18 protein-coding genes are annotated in these 16,232 nt (G+C 46.9%); 7 read left to right on the forward strand and 11 right to left on the reverse strand.

Annotated features, from left to right (window positions below; all coding sequences use genetic code 11):
* The coding region (locus tag ADA01nite_RS06725) for a hypothetical protein (RefSeq protein WP_218029538.1) at nt 1-254 on the forward strand (254 nt) is incomplete at its 5' end.
* On the opposite strand, the gene ADA01nite_RS06730 is transcribed toward ADA01nite_RS06725, so the two are convergent.
* The 4 genes from ADA01nite_RS06730 to ADA01nite_RS06745 all read right to left on the reverse strand — a co-directional run bounded on the left by ADA01nite_RS06730 (nt 205) and on the right by ADA01nite_RS06745 (nt 3,504).
* Nucleotides 205-1,974: an ABC transporter ATP-binding protein gene (locus tag ADA01nite_RS06730; protein ID WP_246147253.1), complete on the reverse strand. Its 1,770-nt coding sequence runs from the start codon at nt 1,972-1,974 to the stop codon at nt 205-207. The two genes, ADA01nite_RS06725 and ADA01nite_RS06730, sit on opposite strands and share 50 nt — an antisense overlap.
* A 67-nt stretch (nt 1,975-2,041) precedes the next feature.
* Nucleotides 2,042-2,572, reverse strand: a complete 531-nt coding sequence (locus tag ADA01nite_RS06735) for a DUF402 domain-containing protein (RefSeq protein ID WP_371863542.1) — start codon at nt 2,570-2,572, stop codon at nt 2,042-2,044.
* Between the two features lie 88 nt (nt 2,573-2,660).
* A complete protein-coding gene (locus ADA01nite_RS06740; protein WP_146809177.1) occupies nt 2,661-3,086 on the reverse strand; it encodes a GNAT family N-acetyltransferase in 426 nt (141 codons plus the stop codon).
* Between the two features lie 127 nt (nt 3,087-3,213).
* Nucleotides 3,214-3,504 carry a hypothetical protein gene (locus ADA01nite_RS06745; protein WP_146809178.1) on the reverse strand — a complete coding sequence of 97 codons (291 nt, stop codon included), beginning with the start codon at nt 3,502-3,504 and terminating at the stop codon, nt 3,214-3,216.
* 470 nt (nt 3,505-3,974) lie between these two features.
* Between ADA01nite_RS06745 and ADA01nite_RS06750 the strand changes: the two genes are divergently transcribed.
* A complete protein-coding gene (locus ADA01nite_RS06750; protein ID WP_146809179.1) occupies nt 3,975-4,586 on the forward strand; it encodes a superoxide dismutase in 612 nt (203 codons plus the stop codon).
* Between the two features lie 100 nt (nt 4,587-4,686).
* Here ADA01nite_RS06750 and mutY read toward each other — a convergent pair whose 3' ends face one another.
* The gene (gene mutY, locus ADA01nite_RS06755) at nt 4,687-5,826 is read right to left on the reverse strand and encodes an A/G-specific adenine glycosylase (RefSeq protein ID WP_146809180.1); all 1,140 of its coding nucleotides are present in this window, start codon (nt 5,824-5,826) and stop codon (nt 4,687-4,689) included.
* Nucleotides 5,827-5,829: 3 nt separating this feature from the next.
* Nucleotides 5,830-6,162, reverse strand: coding sequence for an MFS transporter (locus ADA01nite_RS06760; protein WP_146809181.1), 333 nt, complete (start codon nt 6,160-6,162; stop codon nt 5,830-5,832).
* 194 nt (nt 6,163-6,356) lie between these two features.
* On the opposite strand from ADA01nite_RS06760, the gene ADA01nite_RS06765 reads away from it, so the two are divergent.
* A complete protein-coding gene (locus ADA01nite_RS06765) occupies nt 6,357-7,346 on the forward strand; it encodes a metal-dependent hydrolase (RefSeq protein WP_146809182.1) in 990 nt (329 codons plus the stop codon).
* 121 nt (nt 7,347-7,467) lie between these two features.
* On the opposite strand, the gene ADA01nite_RS06770 is transcribed toward ADA01nite_RS06765, so the two are convergent.
* From ADA01nite_RS06770 to ADA01nite_RS06785, 4 genes are all read right to left on the reverse strand, one after another.
* Complete coding sequence (locus ADA01nite_RS06770) at nt 7,468-7,695, reverse strand: YneF family protein (RefSeq protein ID WP_146809183.1); 228 nt, start codon at nt 7,693-7,695, stop codon at nt 7,468-7,470.
* Between the two features lie 88 nt (nt 7,696-7,783).
* Complete coding sequence (locus tag ADA01nite_RS06775) at nt 7,784-9,007, reverse strand: CAP domain-containing protein (RefSeq protein ID WP_146809184.1); 1,224 nt, start codon at nt 9,005-9,007, stop codon at nt 7,784-7,786.
* Nucleotides 9,008-9,154: 147 nt separating this feature from the next.
* A complete protein-coding gene (locus ADA01nite_RS06780) occupies nt 9,155-9,802 on the reverse strand; it encodes an FMN-dependent NADH-azoreductase (RefSeq protein ID WP_146809185.1) in 648 nt (215 codons plus the stop codon).
* Between the two features lie 175 nt (nt 9,803-9,977).
* Nucleotides 9,978-11,288 (reverse strand): MATE family efflux transporter, encoded by a 1,311-nt coding sequence (locus ADA01nite_RS06785; protein WP_246147254.1) that lies wholly within the window; start codon nt 11,286-11,288, stop codon nt 9,978-9,980.
* Nucleotides 11,289-11,601: 313 nt separating this feature from the next.
* Between ADA01nite_RS06785 and ADA01nite_RS06790 the strand changes: the two genes are divergently transcribed.
* The 4 genes from ADA01nite_RS06790 (at nt 11,602) to ADA01nite_RS06805 (ending at nt 15,205) form a co-directional block, all read left to right on the forward strand.
* Complete coding sequence (locus ADA01nite_RS06790) at nt 11,602-12,150, forward strand: RNA polymerase sigma factor SigX (RefSeq protein ID WP_146809187.1); 549 nt, start codon at nt 11,602-11,604, stop codon at nt 12,148-12,150.
* Complete coding sequence (locus ADA01nite_RS06795) at nt 12,147-13,331, forward strand: anti-sigma factor family protein (protein WP_146809188.1); 1,185 nt, start codon at nt 12,147-12,149, stop codon at nt 13,329-13,331. The genes ADA01nite_RS06790 and ADA01nite_RS06795 overlap by 4 nt, the downstream gene beginning before the upstream one ends.
* Before the next feature lie 64 nt (nt 13,332-13,395).
* On the forward strand, nt 13,396-14,349 hold the full coding sequence (locus ADA01nite_RS06800; RefSeq protein ID WP_146809189.1) for an ABC transporter ATP-binding protein: 954 nt from the start codon (nt 13,396-13,398) through the stop codon (nt 14,347-14,349).
* Nucleotides 14,333-15,205, forward strand: coding sequence for an ABC transporter permease (locus ADA01nite_RS06805; protein WP_146809190.1), 873 nt, complete (start codon nt 14,333-14,335; stop codon nt 15,203-15,205). The genes ADA01nite_RS06800 and ADA01nite_RS06805 overlap by 17 nt, the downstream gene beginning before the upstream one ends.
* A 156-nt stretch (nt 15,206-15,361) precedes the next feature.
* On the opposite strand, the gene ADA01nite_RS06810 is transcribed toward ADA01nite_RS06805, so the two are convergent.
* Nucleotides 15,362-16,030, reverse strand: a complete 669-nt coding sequence (locus tag ADA01nite_RS06810; RefSeq protein WP_146809191.1) for a protease complex subunit PrcB family protein — start codon at nt 16,028-16,030, stop codon at nt 15,362-15,364.
* Nucleotides 16,031-16,232 lie beyond the last annotated feature (202 nt).

Consider the following 16,232-nt stretch of genomic DNA (forward strand, 5'->3'; position numbering starts at 1 on the left):
AATTTTCACAGAAAAAGGAGAACTCAGGAGGAATAAAGATGATAGAACTAATCCATAAAAGAGACAAAAAAGAAATTGAACTATTATTCACTGGTAATATTGTTCTTGAAACGATTAATCGTACAGAACATATCCCTCATACATTAATTCAAGGAATTGAAACCGTTTTAATCAACTTAAAAAATATTAGCTTTATTGGTCATTTTACGGATTGTTCATGTTTGCTTCCACACGATCCAAATTCTGAACCGTAAACAATTTGTAGTATGCCCCCTGCGCACTCATCAGTTCCTGATGCGTCCCTTCCTCTTTAATCGTTCCGTCTTCAATCAGCACAATTTTATCGGCATGCGTAATCGTTGATAAACGGTGGGCAACAATAAACGTTGTCCGGTTATGTGCCAGCCGTTCCAGCGATTGCTGAATCAGGTGCTCCGACTCCAAATCAAGTGCCGATGTCGCTTCATCCAGAATTAAAATACGCGGGTTTTTCAAAAATACGCGAGCGATTGCAATCCGCTGTTTTTGCCCCCCGGATAGCTTTACGCCCCGCTCTCCGATTTCCGTATCATATCCGTTCGGCAGCTCCATAATAAAATCATGCGCATTGGCCGCTTTGGCCGCCGCAATCATTTCCTCTTCACTTGCATTCGGATTTCCCATCAAAATATTTTCCTTTATCGAATCGCTGAACAAAATGTTGTCCTGCAGTACGATTCCAATCTGGCTGCGCAAACTTTTCATCGTCACATCCCGCACGTCATACCCGTCGATACAGATGCTTCCTTCCCTCACATCATAGAAACGAGGCAGCAAGCTAATCAACGAAGATTTTCCACCCCCGCTCGCACCAACCAGCGCCACAGTTTTTCCTGGTTCCACCGTCAGTGTAATGCCCTTCAGTACGTCCTCTCCGTCTGGTGCATAGCGGAAGTGCACATTCGCAAACGTCACATGACCGGCCACCGGCGGCAATTCGCGCGCATCTGGTTTATCTGCTATCTCATACTTCTCATCCATAAATTCGAACACCCGATCCATCGAAGCAAACGCCTGCGTTAGCGTTGTCGAAGAATTTACGAGACGGCGCAATGGCGCATACAAGCGGTCAAGATAGGCATAAAACGCCACCAATTCTCCAACCGATAAATTGCCATGAATGACCTGGTATCCCGCCACGGCAATCACCAACAGCGGTGCAATATCTGTAACCGTATTTACCACGGCAAATGTTTTCGCATTCCAGCTGGTATGTTCCAGCGCTCTAGTAAGGAACGTTTTATTCCGCTCATCAAACTGTACCTGCTCATGTTCCTCCAGCGCAAAGCCTTTAATCACCGGTATCCCCTGTACCCTTTCGTGAAGATGCGCCTGCAAAGACGCCAATGCTTGAGAACGCACACGGGTCAAATGCCGCAGACGTGAATAAAAATATTTCACAGAAAATCCATACAGGGGGAACATACAGATCGCAACAAGAGTTAACCATCCATCCATCGAGAACATGATGCCGAGTGCAATCAAAAGCGTCACCAGATCCAGCCATATATTCATCAGACCGGTATCCACAAAGCTTTTTGTCTGTTCGACGTCATTAATCACGCGCGAGATGACTTCCCCCGCGCGGTGATTATGAAAATAACGAAGCGATAGTTTTTGAATATGGTCAAAGGCCCGATTCCTTATATCGTACAGCACCGTATTCGACACAGACTGCGCCAGATACTGCCGCCAGTACTCAATAGGCCAGCGCACAATCGTAAATAGAAAAAAAACAATGGCCATAGCATACAGCAAATTTTTCATTTTATCATCCGCCGGCATTTTCGCAAGCAGAACATCATCCACTACGTATTTTAACAGCAGCGGCATAATCAACGGGATTCCGAATTTGATGATGCCTATGACAATCGTCAGTCCAATCTTTGTTCCATACGGCTTAACAAATACAAGATATCTTCGTATGCTGCCCAATTCCTCAGCCCCTTTCTGTGCCTCCCGCGGCTGAATAAAAAACTCCCTTTCTTTACGAAAAGGAGTTTCATGGATTTCGCAAGTGCAAATAGCGCTCATACCAGCGATCGACAAAACCTGGATGAAAAGGTCCTCTCCTCTCCTGAATCCAGGTGACGACCTCTTGCACTCCCTTATATACCATATCGATTACGTCTTGAGGGTACTGCATTCGCCGGCTGTGCAGCGCGAACTCTTCTTTATCCAGAATGGTATAGCTCATATCCGGATAGACCTTCACGTCGAGGTCATAGTCTATGTACGTTAGCAACTCGTTGCGCAAAGAAAACGGCGAGCCGATGTTGCAGTAATAATAAATCCCGTCTGTCCGAATCATTGCAATCGTGTTGAACCATTGCCCGCGGCCAAACGTACATATCGCCGGTTCGCGCGTTCGCCACTCCCGTCCGTCCGATTCCGTGACTCGGACGTTATCGTTGCCGCCAATGAGAACCGCGTCACTTAAGTGAAGCAGCAGCGTTTTGTCCCATGAACGGTGAAACGATTGATCATGCTTAAAGCTTTCGATGCGAAGCGGGGTTCCGGGTGACGTCATCACGCTCTCCTTCCTTCTTATTATATAATGTATACGAACACTCCTTCACGCTCATTCTTCCCTTTTTTGGCGTGAATGAAGCAGACGCCCTCTATTCCGTATCAGGCGTTATTAACTTCTTCGATAAGGTAATATATTCCTTCACTTCATATCCAAGCAAGCTATAAAAAGGAAGGACCTTCTTATTATCCTGATTTACCATGATAAATACTCTTGTTACGCCTCTTTCTTTAAAGCGCTTCTCCAGCGCTTCTACCAGTTTGCGTCCGATCCCCCTACCCTGCAGCGCAGGATTGACGGCAAGCCGATAAAAATAGCCACGTGTTCCATCAATGGTTCCTACAATAACCCCGGCCACTTCTCCTTCGTACTCAGCAATCATAACGAGATCGCTATCCCAAGCCAATTGCTTCGCCAATGCGTCAAGCGTTTCCGTTTCCGTCTGCTCTAATCCTGTTTCCTGCCAGATGCGTGTGATGTGTACATAATCTCCTAAACGAAACGACCGTATTAACACGCCAACGTCCTCCCTGCTTTTCGTCTATCTTTTATTTTACACTACATAGTGTCAAATGTCGCTATTTACAGGGCAGGAAAAGCGCAGAAAAAGAAAAACCCGCCGGATACAGGCAGGTTTTCGGCGTTTATTGCTGGTTTTGGAGCAATTCGCGCCATTGCCGATACATATTACGAACAGCTTGTTCCTTCTCACCGATAATGACGTTTCTCTCCAGAATAAGCTTCTCCACGCGAACAATCGCCTGATCTACTTGGTCAAGGGCAAATACATCGATAGCATCTTCCTGAAGAAGAACAGCGCGACGATCGGCTAAATCCATTTTCATCCACTGATAGGCGGCAAGTATCTGGCGCTCCTGTCTAAGGCTATCGTCCATCTCCGCTTCCCAGGTCAATACTTCTTCAAGAGGATACATAACTTATTGCCCCTTCCTTTTTAGTTTTATTCACTAAGTATATTCACTTCTCTCCCAAGAAAAACCTTTCATTTTTCCTTAATTTTTTGAACTTTTTATGTCAGGAATGCTACGGCAACACTATGGCACAGGTTTTCTTTTCTCAAGAAGCAATTCTGTCCGCGTGATTTACGTATGAGCGGGAACAGCCAAACATCCGGACAACTCAATGATGGAGACAGCGGCCGTTCGGGTCCGCTCTCCCACTTTCTCACAGATACGTTTAAAAATGAACAGTTGCGGCAAAAGTAAAAAGGGGAACGAAGCGGGACGTAATTTGGACGAGTTGAGCGGTGTGCCGATGGCAGAATGGGACATGAAAACATATTTACTATACTTTTTTATCTGTTTTGTATTGAATTCTAATATCAGTACGATATAATTAATTTTGGAAACAAATCCGTGTACAACCAAAAAGGAGGAGTTTTATTATGGCAAAGTTTGAATTACCAGCTTTACCTTACCCTTTTGATGCGCTTGAACCGCACATCGATGCACAAACAATGGAAATTCACCACGACAGACACCATGCAACCTACGTAAACAACTTAAATGCAGCACTCGAAGGACAAGAAGAGCTGGCAAGCAAAAGCATCGAAGATTTACTACGCAACATTAACAGCGTACCGGAAAACATCCGTACAGCCGTACGCAACAACGGCGGCGGCCACTATAACCACAGCCTTTTCTGGGAAATTATGAGCCCGAACGGCGGCGGCGAGCCGACAGGTGAAATCGCGGACGCGATTAACGAATCGTTCGGCAGCTTCGAAAAATTAAAAGAAGAATTCGCAAAAGCAGCAGCTACCCGTTTCGGAAGCGGCTGGGCTTGGCTTATCGTTGACAACGGCAAATTGGCAATCACCAGTACGCCGAACCAAGACAATCCGCTGATGGAAGGCAAAACTCCGATCCTTGGCCTGGACGTATGGGAGCATGCTTACTACCTGAAATATCAAAACAAACGCCCGGATTACATCTCCGCCTGGTGGAACACCGTAAACTGGGACGAAGTCAACAAGCGTTACAAAGAAGCGAAGTAATTCGCGCACATACTTATGTCAAAAAACGGCTTTCCATTACGGAAGCCGTTTGTTTTTATGCATTTTATTGCAGAGTTTATTATTTTCTTTTATGCGTCTGTCACAGCAGGCTTTGCTGAAATCCTTCCCGCAATGCGTCGACAATTTTTTTATGGGATACGGAAAACGGATACGCATCCATTTCTTCTATTGCCACCCACATTACGCGTTCTTTTGCAATTGCACTGCCCCTCCTTTCTTCTTGTCCTTCATATCCACATAGATAAGTATACAGATTCCACTGTAGATGTGAGAACACATGACTATGTTCCATGACCAGATCCTGTGGTATGCACTTAATGCCGAACGTCTCATACATATGCACGCTCAACCACTCCCTGGCATTTTCTGCTTCTGTATATTCTACGTTTGGAAATTCCCACAGATTAGCCAGAAGACCGCTTTCCGGACGCTTATGAAGCAACCAGCGGCCATCCTCCCGCTGTACCAGTGCAACAGCTCGCTCTTCCACTCGGACTTTCTTGGCCTTCTTCTTGACAGGAAGCGTTTCCTGCACACCTGCCTTCCGGGCACGGCAGTGTGCAGCCACCGGACAGGCGTCACAGCGCGGCGATCGCGGAATACAGATAAGCGCGCCCAGCTCCATCAGAGCCTGATTGAAAAAGGATGGATTCCGGTGAGCGATAATCCGTCGTACAATCGCTTCAAATAATTTCCGTGTGCTTACTTTTGTTATATCGTCTTCAACTCGAAAAATACGTGACAATACGCGCATAACATTGCCGTCCACCGCCGGCTCGGGCAAGCCATACGCAATGCTGAGGATAGCACCCGCTGTATAAGGACCCACACCTTTTAGTCCATGAATTTCTTCCGGTGTATTTGGTACAGTGCCTCCGTACTTCTCCTGTACCTCTTTTACTGCCGCGTGCAAATTGCGGGCCCGTGAATAATACCCCAACCCTTCCCAATATTTATAGACTTCTTCCAGCTCCGCCTCGGCCAATTTTTCTACAGAAGGGAACCGTTCCATGAAACGTTCATAATATGGAATCACGGTCTCCACTCTCGTCTGCTGTAGCATAATTTCCGATACCCACACCCTGTATGCGTCCCTGCTCTGACGCCAGGGCAATGTACGCTGCTGCCGCTCAAACCAGTACAACAAATCATCCTGGAAATCTTTAATATGAAATGAACCGATAATTTCCTGTTGTCTCTCCTGCTGCTTTTTTGCCATTATCTATTCTTCACTCCCTGTTATATCGATTGACGCAAACGCCCACATGTGCAGCTTGTCCGTACCGCCTGCGATGCAGTCGTTTATACTTTGCCAGAACGCACCTAATGCTGCCGTATCTTCGCAGCGTTTCCGTTTTATTTTACGATACGCTTCCATCGACGGAACATGAAACATTTCGACAAATAATCCCGGTTGATCTACCCCTTCTTGTAAGGTAAAATCATCAACACCAATCATCTTCATCGCCGCTGCAACGTCCTTGATTTTATGCAGATATTCTTCCCGCTTCTCCGGAAGGATTTTGTATTCGGCAAATACTTGGATGTCCTTCATCGCTCGTCCCTCACTTCTGTCATTTTTCTGTAATAATTAAGACCAAAAGATGAACATAGTATAAAAAAATAATGATTTTATGTAAAATAGCTAAACATTTAATTGGTTTTCCTTTATAATAAAGCAAAACATCCTATCCTATCTACAAAAACAAAAGCCGATTCGGCTAAATAAGGAATTGGAGGAATTCATACTTGGATACAGGTACCCACATTGCCATGGGTTTTGGTCTTGCAGGTCTCGCGTATTTGGATCCGGCTGTGTCCGCTCAGCCTGAATTGGCCGGTGCCGTGCTGCTCGGCACGATAATTGGCTCTCAGGCCCCCGACCTGGACACGGTGCTGAAGTTTCGCGGCAATGCCACGTACATTCGCAACCACCGTGGACGGTCCCACTCCATTCCCGCCATTCTGATCTGGGCAGGACTCATCAGCGGAGGAATTTATGCCTTTTTCCCGGGCATCTCTTATCTTCATCTGCTATTGTGGACGCTGCTGGCCGTGGTTGTCCATGTGTCGATTGACTTGTTTAACTCTTATGGCACGCAGGCAATACGTCCGTTTTCGAAACGCTGGATTTCGTTTAATGTAATTAATATTTTCGACCCGTTTATTATGGGCATTCATCTTATCGGTTTTCTTTTCTGGGCTGCAGGATTGCATCCAGGCCATGTATTCAGTGTGGTTTACGCTGTAATGGTGACCTATATCATTCAGCGCATGTTTGCTTACCGTAAGCTCGTTCAGCTCGTAAAAGAAGACCTCGGAGAAGAAGGCCATTATATTCTGCTTCCGACGATTCGCTGGACACGCTGGGGCGTTGTGGCCGAGACGGACACTGCATCTTATGTGGGTGAATTGCACGGGAAAACTGTCATCTGGCATGACACCTTCTACAAGAAAGACGAAAATGAAGTCATAGAGAAAGCGAAGATGGATACAAAAGTACAGGCGTTCCTCTCCTTCACCCGCTATCCGCATGTATATACAAAAAAACGGGAATTTGGACACGAAGTACGCTGGATCGACCTGCGCTATCGTACCAAAACCCATTATGCGTTTATCGCGATTGTTCACCTGGATGAGCAACTAAATATCATTGACTCCTATACAGGCTGGGAATATCGTGAACATAAAATCGACAGCAAAGTCATCGTACCGGAATTGGTACTCGAGAAGTCATAGCAAGAATAATAGCCGGGCCGTCTATCTGACCGCCCGGCTATTATTCTATCTATAAAAGATACGCAAAAAAGCTGTGTTCAATCAATTGTCCACAGCTTTGTCACCGGTATATACCCGAGAATTATTTTTTCTTTTTGCCGATGCCCGGCTTCACGTTTTGCATTCTCCTTGTCATCTGATTCAACTGTTTCTGGTTGAGATTCATCCCCATCGAACGGGCAATCTGCTGCAACTGCTTCTCATCCATCTGCATATTGGTCATTTGATTTTTCAAATACCATACGCCAATGGCGAAGCCGCCGACCAGTCCAATAATCAGCGTGAGAATCGGAATAATATACTCCCACATAGTGCTCGTCCCTTCCACTCGTAATTTTCAGGCAATCAAGTCATATTTTACTTTGCTTACTTCAACTTGTCAAAGTATAGCCGCCCTTTTATGGAGTGAAGAAGTGCTGCGTATAGTATGTTCCATACACCCCCACTCCCAGTTTCTTAAACGAGGGATTGAGTAGACTTTTCCGATGGCCGGCACTGTTCATCCAGCCGAACACCGCTTCAATCGGATCAGGGTATCCCATGGCAATATTCTCGGCTGCCAGCGTATATTTAATTTTTTGTTCCGTCATCAAATCAAACGGTGACTTTCCGTTGTATGTGGTATGCGAGAAATAATTATGATCACTCATATCTTTGCTGTGTTTATAAGCGGAAGCAGCCGCCTGATCGCTCCAGGCAAGTGCTGGAACGTTCTTCTTGGCCCGCTCAACGTTGCTGAGCCATAGCACCTGCTTGGCCGCATGCTGATTAACGGTTGCCGTCTCCGTCGGATAAGAAGGAATATTCGGTTTACGTATATATTGATAGGTGTAGCTGAAATATTTCTTATGGATGAGTTCGGTCGGATTTACAATGCGCAGGCCCAGCAATCGTTTATTATCGAGTGTATCGTAATAAGCGATAATTGCATGTGAATCAGATTTATACAGCACTTTTTCCGTACCATCGTTTTGAAAGATAAATTTCGCACCGTATAGCTCCCATTCGGGTTTTGCTATATATTTCAATTTCTTTTCTACTTCACTTCGGGTTATGCCCACTTTAACTCCATTGTACTGTGCTGACGGGTCGCTTGAGAACAGCTCGATGACATATCCATCGCGGAAGCCGACCCATTGCCTGTCATATACCCACCACTTGGTCTGATTTGCTCCCATATAGGTGGCTTTTGCAGCGCCAAGCCTTGCTTGCACGGTGTCCCATCGGTCGCCAATATCGACTTTGAAACTGGTGGATACACTGCCAACTTTCGTAGGCGAAGGAGAAGTGGTTGTACTAAGATTCGGCTTCTGGCCCAGCCAGACGGAGCGTGTCTTCTGATCATAACCTACCTGTTTGCCCAGCTTCTCCCCTATATAACGTAACGGAACATATGTTGTTCCTTCATATGTAATGGTTTTTGGCACATTACTGCCGTTATTTTTATAAATTTTCGGATCACTTGTATCTTTTTTCCCATCGAAATAATACGTGACAGGATAGAAATAAGCCGAGATGGTCTCCTTAAAATCGTCAGCTTCACCGGCGCCGGTCCACATCCCTACCGTGAACGCGGCTGTCAGTGCCAGCATGGAAGCCGCAAGCTTGCCTGTCGTTTTCACATGGCAACAACTCCTTGCCGTTTTGTTTTGACTGAGAAAAAAGCGCTCCTAACCGTACTCTACTGGTCAGTGAACGCTTCTCCTCAATAAATGGTACCATCCGGCTTTTTTATTGTCTATAATCCAATGAACGCAAATTCGTTCGAATTAAGCGCGCTGATAGTCTTTTGCAAACTCAGCTGCCGCGTTGCGGGCTCTTTCTTCCGCCGCAGCAAAAATTTCATCTGCTTTATCCGGCGTTGCGGCGATACCTTCGACGAAAATATGGTTGTAATCTGTAATTCCGATAAAGCCCATAATACTGCGCAGATATTTATCTGTAAACTCAAATTCGGCTGCCGGACCTTCTGAATAGATGCCACCGCGTCCCTGGATATGCATAACGCGCTTGCCGGACGCCAGTCCCTGCGCTCCTTGCTCTGTATACCTGAATGTTTTGCCTGCGATTACGATATTGTCGATATATGCTTTCAGCATCGGCGGATAGCTCAAATTCCACATCGGCGTTACGAAGATCACTTTATCTGCTGCCATGAATTGCTCCAACAGTTCTGTCATGCGGCCAAGTACGCGTTGTTCTTCATCATTCAGCTCTTCGTTTTGTGCTACTTTGCCCCATGCGCCAAGCACCAGACCATCGATGAACGGAATGTCTTCTTTATACAGATCAAGGCGTTCAATGGTATCTTCGGGGCTGTGCTGCTGGTACTCTTTCAGGAAGCTCTCTCCTAATTTAAGGCTGAACGACATATCTACAGGTTTCGGATTTGCGGTTACATACAGAACTTTTGCCATGATAATCTCTCCTTCGATAATTTTAAGTTAGTCATTAACTAAACAAATTATACCTCATTATTTTTAGTAAGTAAAATACTTTTTATTCCACTCTGCAGTTTGTATATGCAAAATTATCAAGTTAAGAAACTCGGTTTCAGGAAAATCATCCTGCTTTCCGGTATCCCGGAATACGCTAATTCTCTCTGTTCTGCAATACGCGAATTTCGCGCCAGCGACCGAAACGATAATAAGCCCCTGCAAACAGCGCACTGATAATAAAGCTTGCCCCCATACCGTATGCGATCCCCTGCTCGCCTACCCATCTGGAAAAAAAGGCGGTCAAGGGATAGCGCAGCACCCAGAAGGAGATAAAATTCAACACCAGAATTTGCATCATGCCGCCTGCACCGCGAATAATCCCGTTCAGCACAAAATTAATGCCCAGGAATGGATAGAAAAAGCAGACAGTCGCAAGGTACGTCGTCCCAAAAGCGATAGAAGCCGGATTATCCACAAATAAGCCCAACAGAAGCGGGGCCGATGCATAGACCAGCAGGGCAATGGCCAGTGATACGCTGACGATAAGAATCATACCGCTGCGTGCAATATCGCTCACCCTCTCCCATTTTCCGGCTCCTATATTCTGTCCGGCCATGCTGTTAATGGCGGAGCCGAGCGTTACGATCGGCAGCATAATCAGGCTATCCATTCTTTGGGAAGCGCCAAAACCGGCAACCACGTCTGCGCCGAACGTATTTACGACACTCATAATCGCCATCATGCCGCCCGAGATTACCATCATCTGTAAACCAGCAGGAATTCCGAGCTTGAAAATTGCCGTCGCATACATACGGGACGGGATATGCGGGCGCATAAACGGGATTTTCCCCGTCTGCTTCGTATATACCAGCGCATAGATAAACGAGAAGCCCTGAGACACAACCGTGGCCACTGCAGCCCCGATAACCCCCATCTCGAAATACGCGATAAACAACGGATCAAGCACCGTATTCAGAATCACTGCCATAAATACGAAGCGGATCGGGGTTCTGCTATCCCCAAGCGCCCGCAGCACTGTACCGATGAAGTTATATCCGAACAAGAATACTATCCCCAGAAAGTTCACCTGCAAATACTGGGTGGCCAGCTTATGAATGGTGGGTGGTGTTTGAATGAGCGTCAAAATATATGGCGATAGAAAGTAGCCCAGAATGCCGATGCCGATGGACAGCAGGGCAAATACGACGACGAACGCATTGAGCGACTCCTTCAACCCCTCTTCATCCCGCGCTCCTTTACGCTGAGCGAGAATGGTCAGCGTGGCTCCGTTCATCCCGATGATGAACGACAGCATGGTAAATAAAACTGTCGCTGAGACAGAAACAGATGCCAGCGCATCAGATCCGATTAGATTCCCGACCCAGAGACTGTCAATGAACTGATAGGATGTTTGAAGTACATTGGTTAAAAAAATCGGCAGGGAAAAAACAATCATCTGCCGCATGATGTTCCCCTCAGTAAAGTCTAAATTTCTTGAGGCCATAAATTTTCCTCTCTCCTGCTTACATTTTGGTTTCTATAATTTTCATCCTCCCTGAGACTACTATAGAAACTCTAGTACCTATCATATCATTTGTACGCCCGGTTAAGGAGGTATTCGATGTGCTTTAGCTTGGAAACACAAAAGAGCACGGTTCATTCGCTACTATTCTTACCCTGTTTTCCCTGAGTAAAAAAATTTTTTATCTACATTATCCGTCACAAAAAGAAGGGACGCGGTGTCTATATAGTGAACCACCTGGAAAGGAGGAAAGGAAATGGAGGTCCGTGTCGCCTTGACAAAAGAAAATAGCCTCGCTTCCACGAAAACGGAAGACTTTCAGGAACTTTTTAAAACGTACTATCCACATATAGTCCGGCAAATTATGCGCATCGTCCGGGAAAAAACGGTCGCTGAAGATATCGCGCAGGATGTTTTTCTGAAGCTGTACCATGCTGACCGCTCCGGGATTGACAACATTCCAGCCTGGCTGACAAGAGCATCAATTCATGCGGCTTATAATGCCATACGGTCTGATAAGCGACGCCTGACGCGCACGAAAAAAGCCGATGACGAACGGAACGCCCACTGCCCTTCTTCTGAAGAAATTTGGCTAAAGCAGGAGGACATTCTGGCGGTGCGCGAAGTGCTGACCGAAATGGATGAACGCGATCGAACATTGCTGCTAATGAAATATTCCGGATTCAATTATAAAGAGCTGGCGCAAGCCGTCCAGGTGGAGAGTTCTTCTGTCGGAACGCTGCTCTCCCGCGCCAGGACTAAATTCCGCACCATGTATAAACAAATGAGGGGGTATTGCAAATGAAATGTCCGAATGAGGAATTTCTGCAGGCTTATCTGGACGGCGAGCTGGATCGCGAGATGCGAAAAGCATTCACCGCCCATCTCGAACATTGCGCCGGTTGCCGTAGCCGCATGGAAGAAACCAAGCAGCTGGATCGGTGGGTCGAAATCGCGCTTAACGAGGCGCTGGCCGAACCTGCTCCTGTCGACTATGCTGTTAACACTGAAACGGCCTGGCAGCAGTTCGAAAAACGGCTTGCGCAACATGGCGCATCATCTACCGAACAAAGGAGACAAAAAATGATGAAAAAATCGTATAAAAAATGGATGACGGGCACTGCCGCAGCTGCCGTACTGATCGGCGCACTCACCATCCCGCAGGTGCAGGCAGCGGCCAGCAATTTCCTGTCCATTTTCCGGATCGATCAGGTAGAAATGGTCAAGCTAACCCAGTCCGACTTGCAGGAAATTGAAAACTGGATGAACGCGGCTCCCAATGGCGTCAAAGAAATCAAAGGAATCGGTAAAATATGGGTAGATGAACAAACGCGGCAGCACGGTTCCCGTTATTTTGAAACGGCCAAAGAGGCGCAAGAAGCGGGATATGCGCTTCCTTCCGCACCACAGGGCTACCATATCAGCACCGTGAATGTTTCTCCGAAATTTACACTGCATGCCCAGCTGGATACGGAGAAAGCAAACGCGCTGCTAAAGCAGGTTAAGGCGGATGCCCGGTTTGATGAGAAACTAAACAACAAGCCTTTTGCCCTAACCGTTCCCCAGACTATGCAATTTGAATTTATCGCTGCCGACAAGCAAGAGGCGAAGCGGACTGTTCATCCATCCGGCGAACTACACTATACAATAATAGGTGCACCCGAAATAAAAGTGCCCGAAGATGTGGACCTGAATAAATTACGCAGTACTGTTCTTTCGCTTCCCTTCATTCCACAAAATGTAAAGCAACAGCTGGCGGGCATCGAGAATTGGGAACGTACCCTCCCCATTCCATACGTAACGGATGACAAACACCGGACACATGAAGTGACCGTACAAGGGGTCAAAGGCTTTGCTTATGAAACCGAGCATCAGACTTTCTTAATCTGGCAAAAAGACGGGAAAATTCATTCCCTTACAGCGTATGACAGTAAAAACGAAAAACATACGGATGCTTTAATCAGTCTGGCGAACCAGATGCAATAAGTGACTGGCAAAGAGCGGCTCCCCCGGCGGGAGGAGCTCTCTTTGTGTTTGGGGAGGAAAACGAATGAGCGACTACGTAATCGAAACACACCGACTTACCAAGCAATATAATAATGGCGCAGGATGCCGCAATATCTCCCTGTCCGTGCCAAGGGGTACCGTATTCGGCTTTCTCGGTCCGAACGGGGCGGGCAAGAGTACGTTTGTCCGGACCCTTCTCGGACTTCTTGTGCCGACGGACGGGACGGGACATATTCTTGGCGCCCCCATCGGCAGTGTAAAGTCCCGGGAGAATGTGGGCTATCTGCCGGAATTGTTCCGGTATCCCGAGTGGCTTACCGGACGTCAACTGCTTGAGACACACGCAGGCTTGTGCGGACTTGCCCGCGACGAGCGTAAGAAACGAATCCCCTTTCTTCTTGACCGTGTCGGTCTTAGCGGACGCGGCGAAGAAAAAATCCGCGGATATTCGAAAGGAATGCAGCAGCGTATTGGACTGGCCTGCGCCCTGCTCTCGAATCCTGACGTTGTCTTCCTCGACGAACCGACGTCCGCGCTCGATCCGATCGGGCGGCGGGAAGTGAGGGAGTTGATGAACGAGTTGCGCAACGAAGGAAAAACGGTATTCTTAAATAGCCATCTACTCAGCGAAGTAGAAAGCGTATGCGATTATATCGCTATTATTCATAAAGGAGAGCTTATTGTGCAAGGGGAATGGCGTAAGTTGTCCGCAGTAAAGGCCCAGGTGGAAATCGCGCTCGCTCCGCATGCGGATGGATTGTGGGAAAGCCTGGCTCCTATCGTAGTGAAAGCAGAGCCGATACGAAAGGAAGATGACCGCTCGTACTGGCTGGTAACACTGTCCGATGAACGCGATATTCCCGTGCTTATCCACCGCTTAAGCGAGGCGGGCATCTCGCTGTACCATGTTATCCCGCGTATCCCCCGGCTTGAAGATGTCTTTATGTACTGGGTAAGCCGAAAGGAGAGTGAATCTTTCGATGTGGATTATCGCTAAGCTTACCTGTAGAGAAATTTTATCCAAACGCATCTTTCACATTACGCTATTTATGTCATTCGCCTTCCTTCTTTTTTATGCGGTTGCCACCTATTTTGCGGCCCGGGAAGTTGGCGAGGATTTCACCAACCGCCCAGTTTCTGCTGATTTTGCGCTTGTCCAGAGCTTTTTCGCAACACAGATACTGGGTGTCGGACTCTATTTCGCATCCTTTGTAACCGCACTGTTGGCGATTCTCAGCAGCGTTGGAAGCATCGCCGGTGAAATTGAAAGCCACCAGATTGACACGATGCTCGCCCGTCCGATACATAGGCGTTCCGTGATTTTCGGCAAATTTGCAGGTTTAGGCTCTCTGCTTGTTATTTATGCCGCTTTTCTATTCCTCGGTGTATTACTTATCAACCAGTGGATTGGCGGTGAACTTCTTCGCGTAGAATTTACCGTGGTTCAGGCCGCGAAAGCGCTCGCTATTTTCGTCATGCAGCCGCTGCTGCTTATCGCTGTTGCCCTGCTCTTCAGCAGCATGATGACGACCGTAAACGGAGGAATCGTGCTCATTATATTGTACGGCATCGGCTTTATCGGAGGATTCGTGGAACAGCTCGGTGTTTTGATGGAGAAGCCGACGTTGTCTAATATCGGAATCATTTCCAGCCTGGTGTTTCCGCTTGACTCCCTCTTCAGAAAGATGACGGTGTATCTATTCGATTCAGCGGGTGATCCTTTATCATTCGCTGCGCAGGGATTGTTTGGCAGCCTATCGACGCCAAGCGGGGCTATGCTCATGTACGCCGCTTTATACGGATGTGCAGCTCTCTGGCTTGCGGTACGCCGCTTTTCGTCCCGGGATCTATAGGCACCTCTGTCGTTTTCACTATGTCATTCTGGAAATTATGCCAAACCGCATCGAATACTTCGCGGGTGAAACCGAGCCGGAAGTATGGAAAGCATAATACAAAAAGCGAACAGGCAGAAGCTATCGTAAGCTCTGCCTGTTCGCATCTTTACTGTTTTATTCTTTGACGATCTCAAAGCGGATTTCTTTGTCCGTGCGCGGCACTTTAATCAGTGTCGAAGGATGCGTAATCACCTGTGTATACATCTTACCCGGCTCCGGATCTTTGTATTTTACTTTCACGACTACTTTGTTTGCGCGCTCTGTCACGCCCACCACCTCAACGCCATAGCCCCCATTCGGCTTCTGGCCCCGGGCTACCGCCGCGTAGATGCCATCTTCATCCCAGATGCTGCCTGTAAACTCTTGATTTTTGTGATCATCAAACCACTGCTGGATACGCGGAGAAATTACCGGCTGCGCACCGTCAGAAGGATAAATCACATCGAACGTCCATTCTTTTTCGGTCATATTCTGTTCCCCCAGAGAAATTATACCGTTCTTCGCATCATATCCCACCTGATAGCCAAGCTTCTCGGAAATGAAGCGCAACGGCACATACGTTGTATTCTGATGAATAAACGAGGCCGGTACATAATTTTTGCCGTTAAAATACTGTTGCTCTCTATCGCTTGGCTGTACTTCTTTGCCGTCCATCATAAAAGAAATTGGCTTTACGCTTACATCTATTTTTGTCAATGCTGCATACGAAAATCCGGCTGCACTCATTAATCCAATACCCGCCAATATCCCTGCCGCAAACGTTGTGACTATGCGTTTCTTCATTAGTATCACCTCGTGTATTTATTCCTGTATCTTTATAGACGAATAAACTACGATTAATGCATACAAAAACTATCAAGAAACCTATCTTACTTCATCGGCATGAGTTTTGCAAAGGTAATGGTTGTATAGTCTGGTTCAGTTTCCTTTTGGAAGATTGTTTTTTTATAATCAATATATACTACATATACATACGAACGTAATG

This window comes from Aneurinibacillus danicus, assembly GCF_007991215.1.
Classification (GTDB): domain Bacteria; phylum Bacillota; class Bacilli; order Aneurinibacillales; family Aneurinibacillaceae; genus Aneurinibacillus; species Aneurinibacillus danicus.

Excerpts from the sequence above, each read along its gene's own strand:
- ADA01nite_RS06790 (WP_146809187.1), top strand. The coding sequence starts at position 11,602 with ATGGAGGTCCGTGTCGCCTTGACAAAAGAAAATAGCCTCGCTTCCACG.
- ADA01nite_RS06760 (WP_146809181.1), bottom strand. The coding sequence starts at position 6,162 with ATGAAGGACATCCAAGTATTTGCCGAATACAAAATCCTTCCGGAGAAG.
- ADA01nite_RS06800 (WP_146809189.1), top strand. The coding sequence starts at position 13,396 with ATGAGCGACTACGTAATCGAAACACACCGACTTACCAAGCAATATAAT.
- ADA01nite_RS06780 (WP_146809185.1), bottom strand. The coding sequence starts at position 9,802 with ATGGCAAAAGTTCTGTATGTAACCGCAAATCCGAAACCTGTAGATATG.
- ADA01nite_RS06785 (WP_246147254.1), bottom strand. The coding sequence starts at position 11,288 with ATGCGGCAGATGATTGTTTTTTCCCTGCCGATTTTTTTAACCAATGTA.
- ADA01nite_RS06770 (WP_146809183.1), bottom strand. The coding sequence starts at position 7,695 with ATGTGGGAGTATATTATTCCGATTCTCACGCTGATTATTGGACTGGTC.
- mutY (WP_146809180.1), bottom strand. The coding sequence starts at position 5,826 with ATGGCAAAAAAGCAGCAGGAGAGACAACAGGAAATTATCGGTTCATTT.
- ADA01nite_RS06810 (WP_146809191.1), bottom strand. The coding sequence starts at position 16,030 with ATGAAGAAACGCATAGTCACAACGTTTGCGGCAGGGATATTGGCGGGT.
- ADA01nite_RS06745 (WP_146809178.1), bottom strand. The coding sequence starts at position 3,504 with ATGTATCCTCTTGAAGAAGTATTGACCTGGGAAGCGGAGATGGACGAT.
- ADA01nite_RS06795 (WP_146809188.1), top strand. The coding sequence starts at position 12,147 with ATGAAATGTCCGAATGAGGAATTTCTGCAGGCTTATCTGGACGGCGAG.
- ADA01nite_RS06750 (WP_146809179.1), top strand. The coding sequence starts at position 3,975 with ATGGCAAAGTTTGAATTACCAGCTTTACCTTACCCTTTTGATGCGCTT.
- ADA01nite_RS06805 (WP_146809190.1), top strand. The coding sequence starts at position 14,333 with ATGTGGATTATCGCTAAGCTTACCTGTAGAGAAATTTTATCCAAACGC.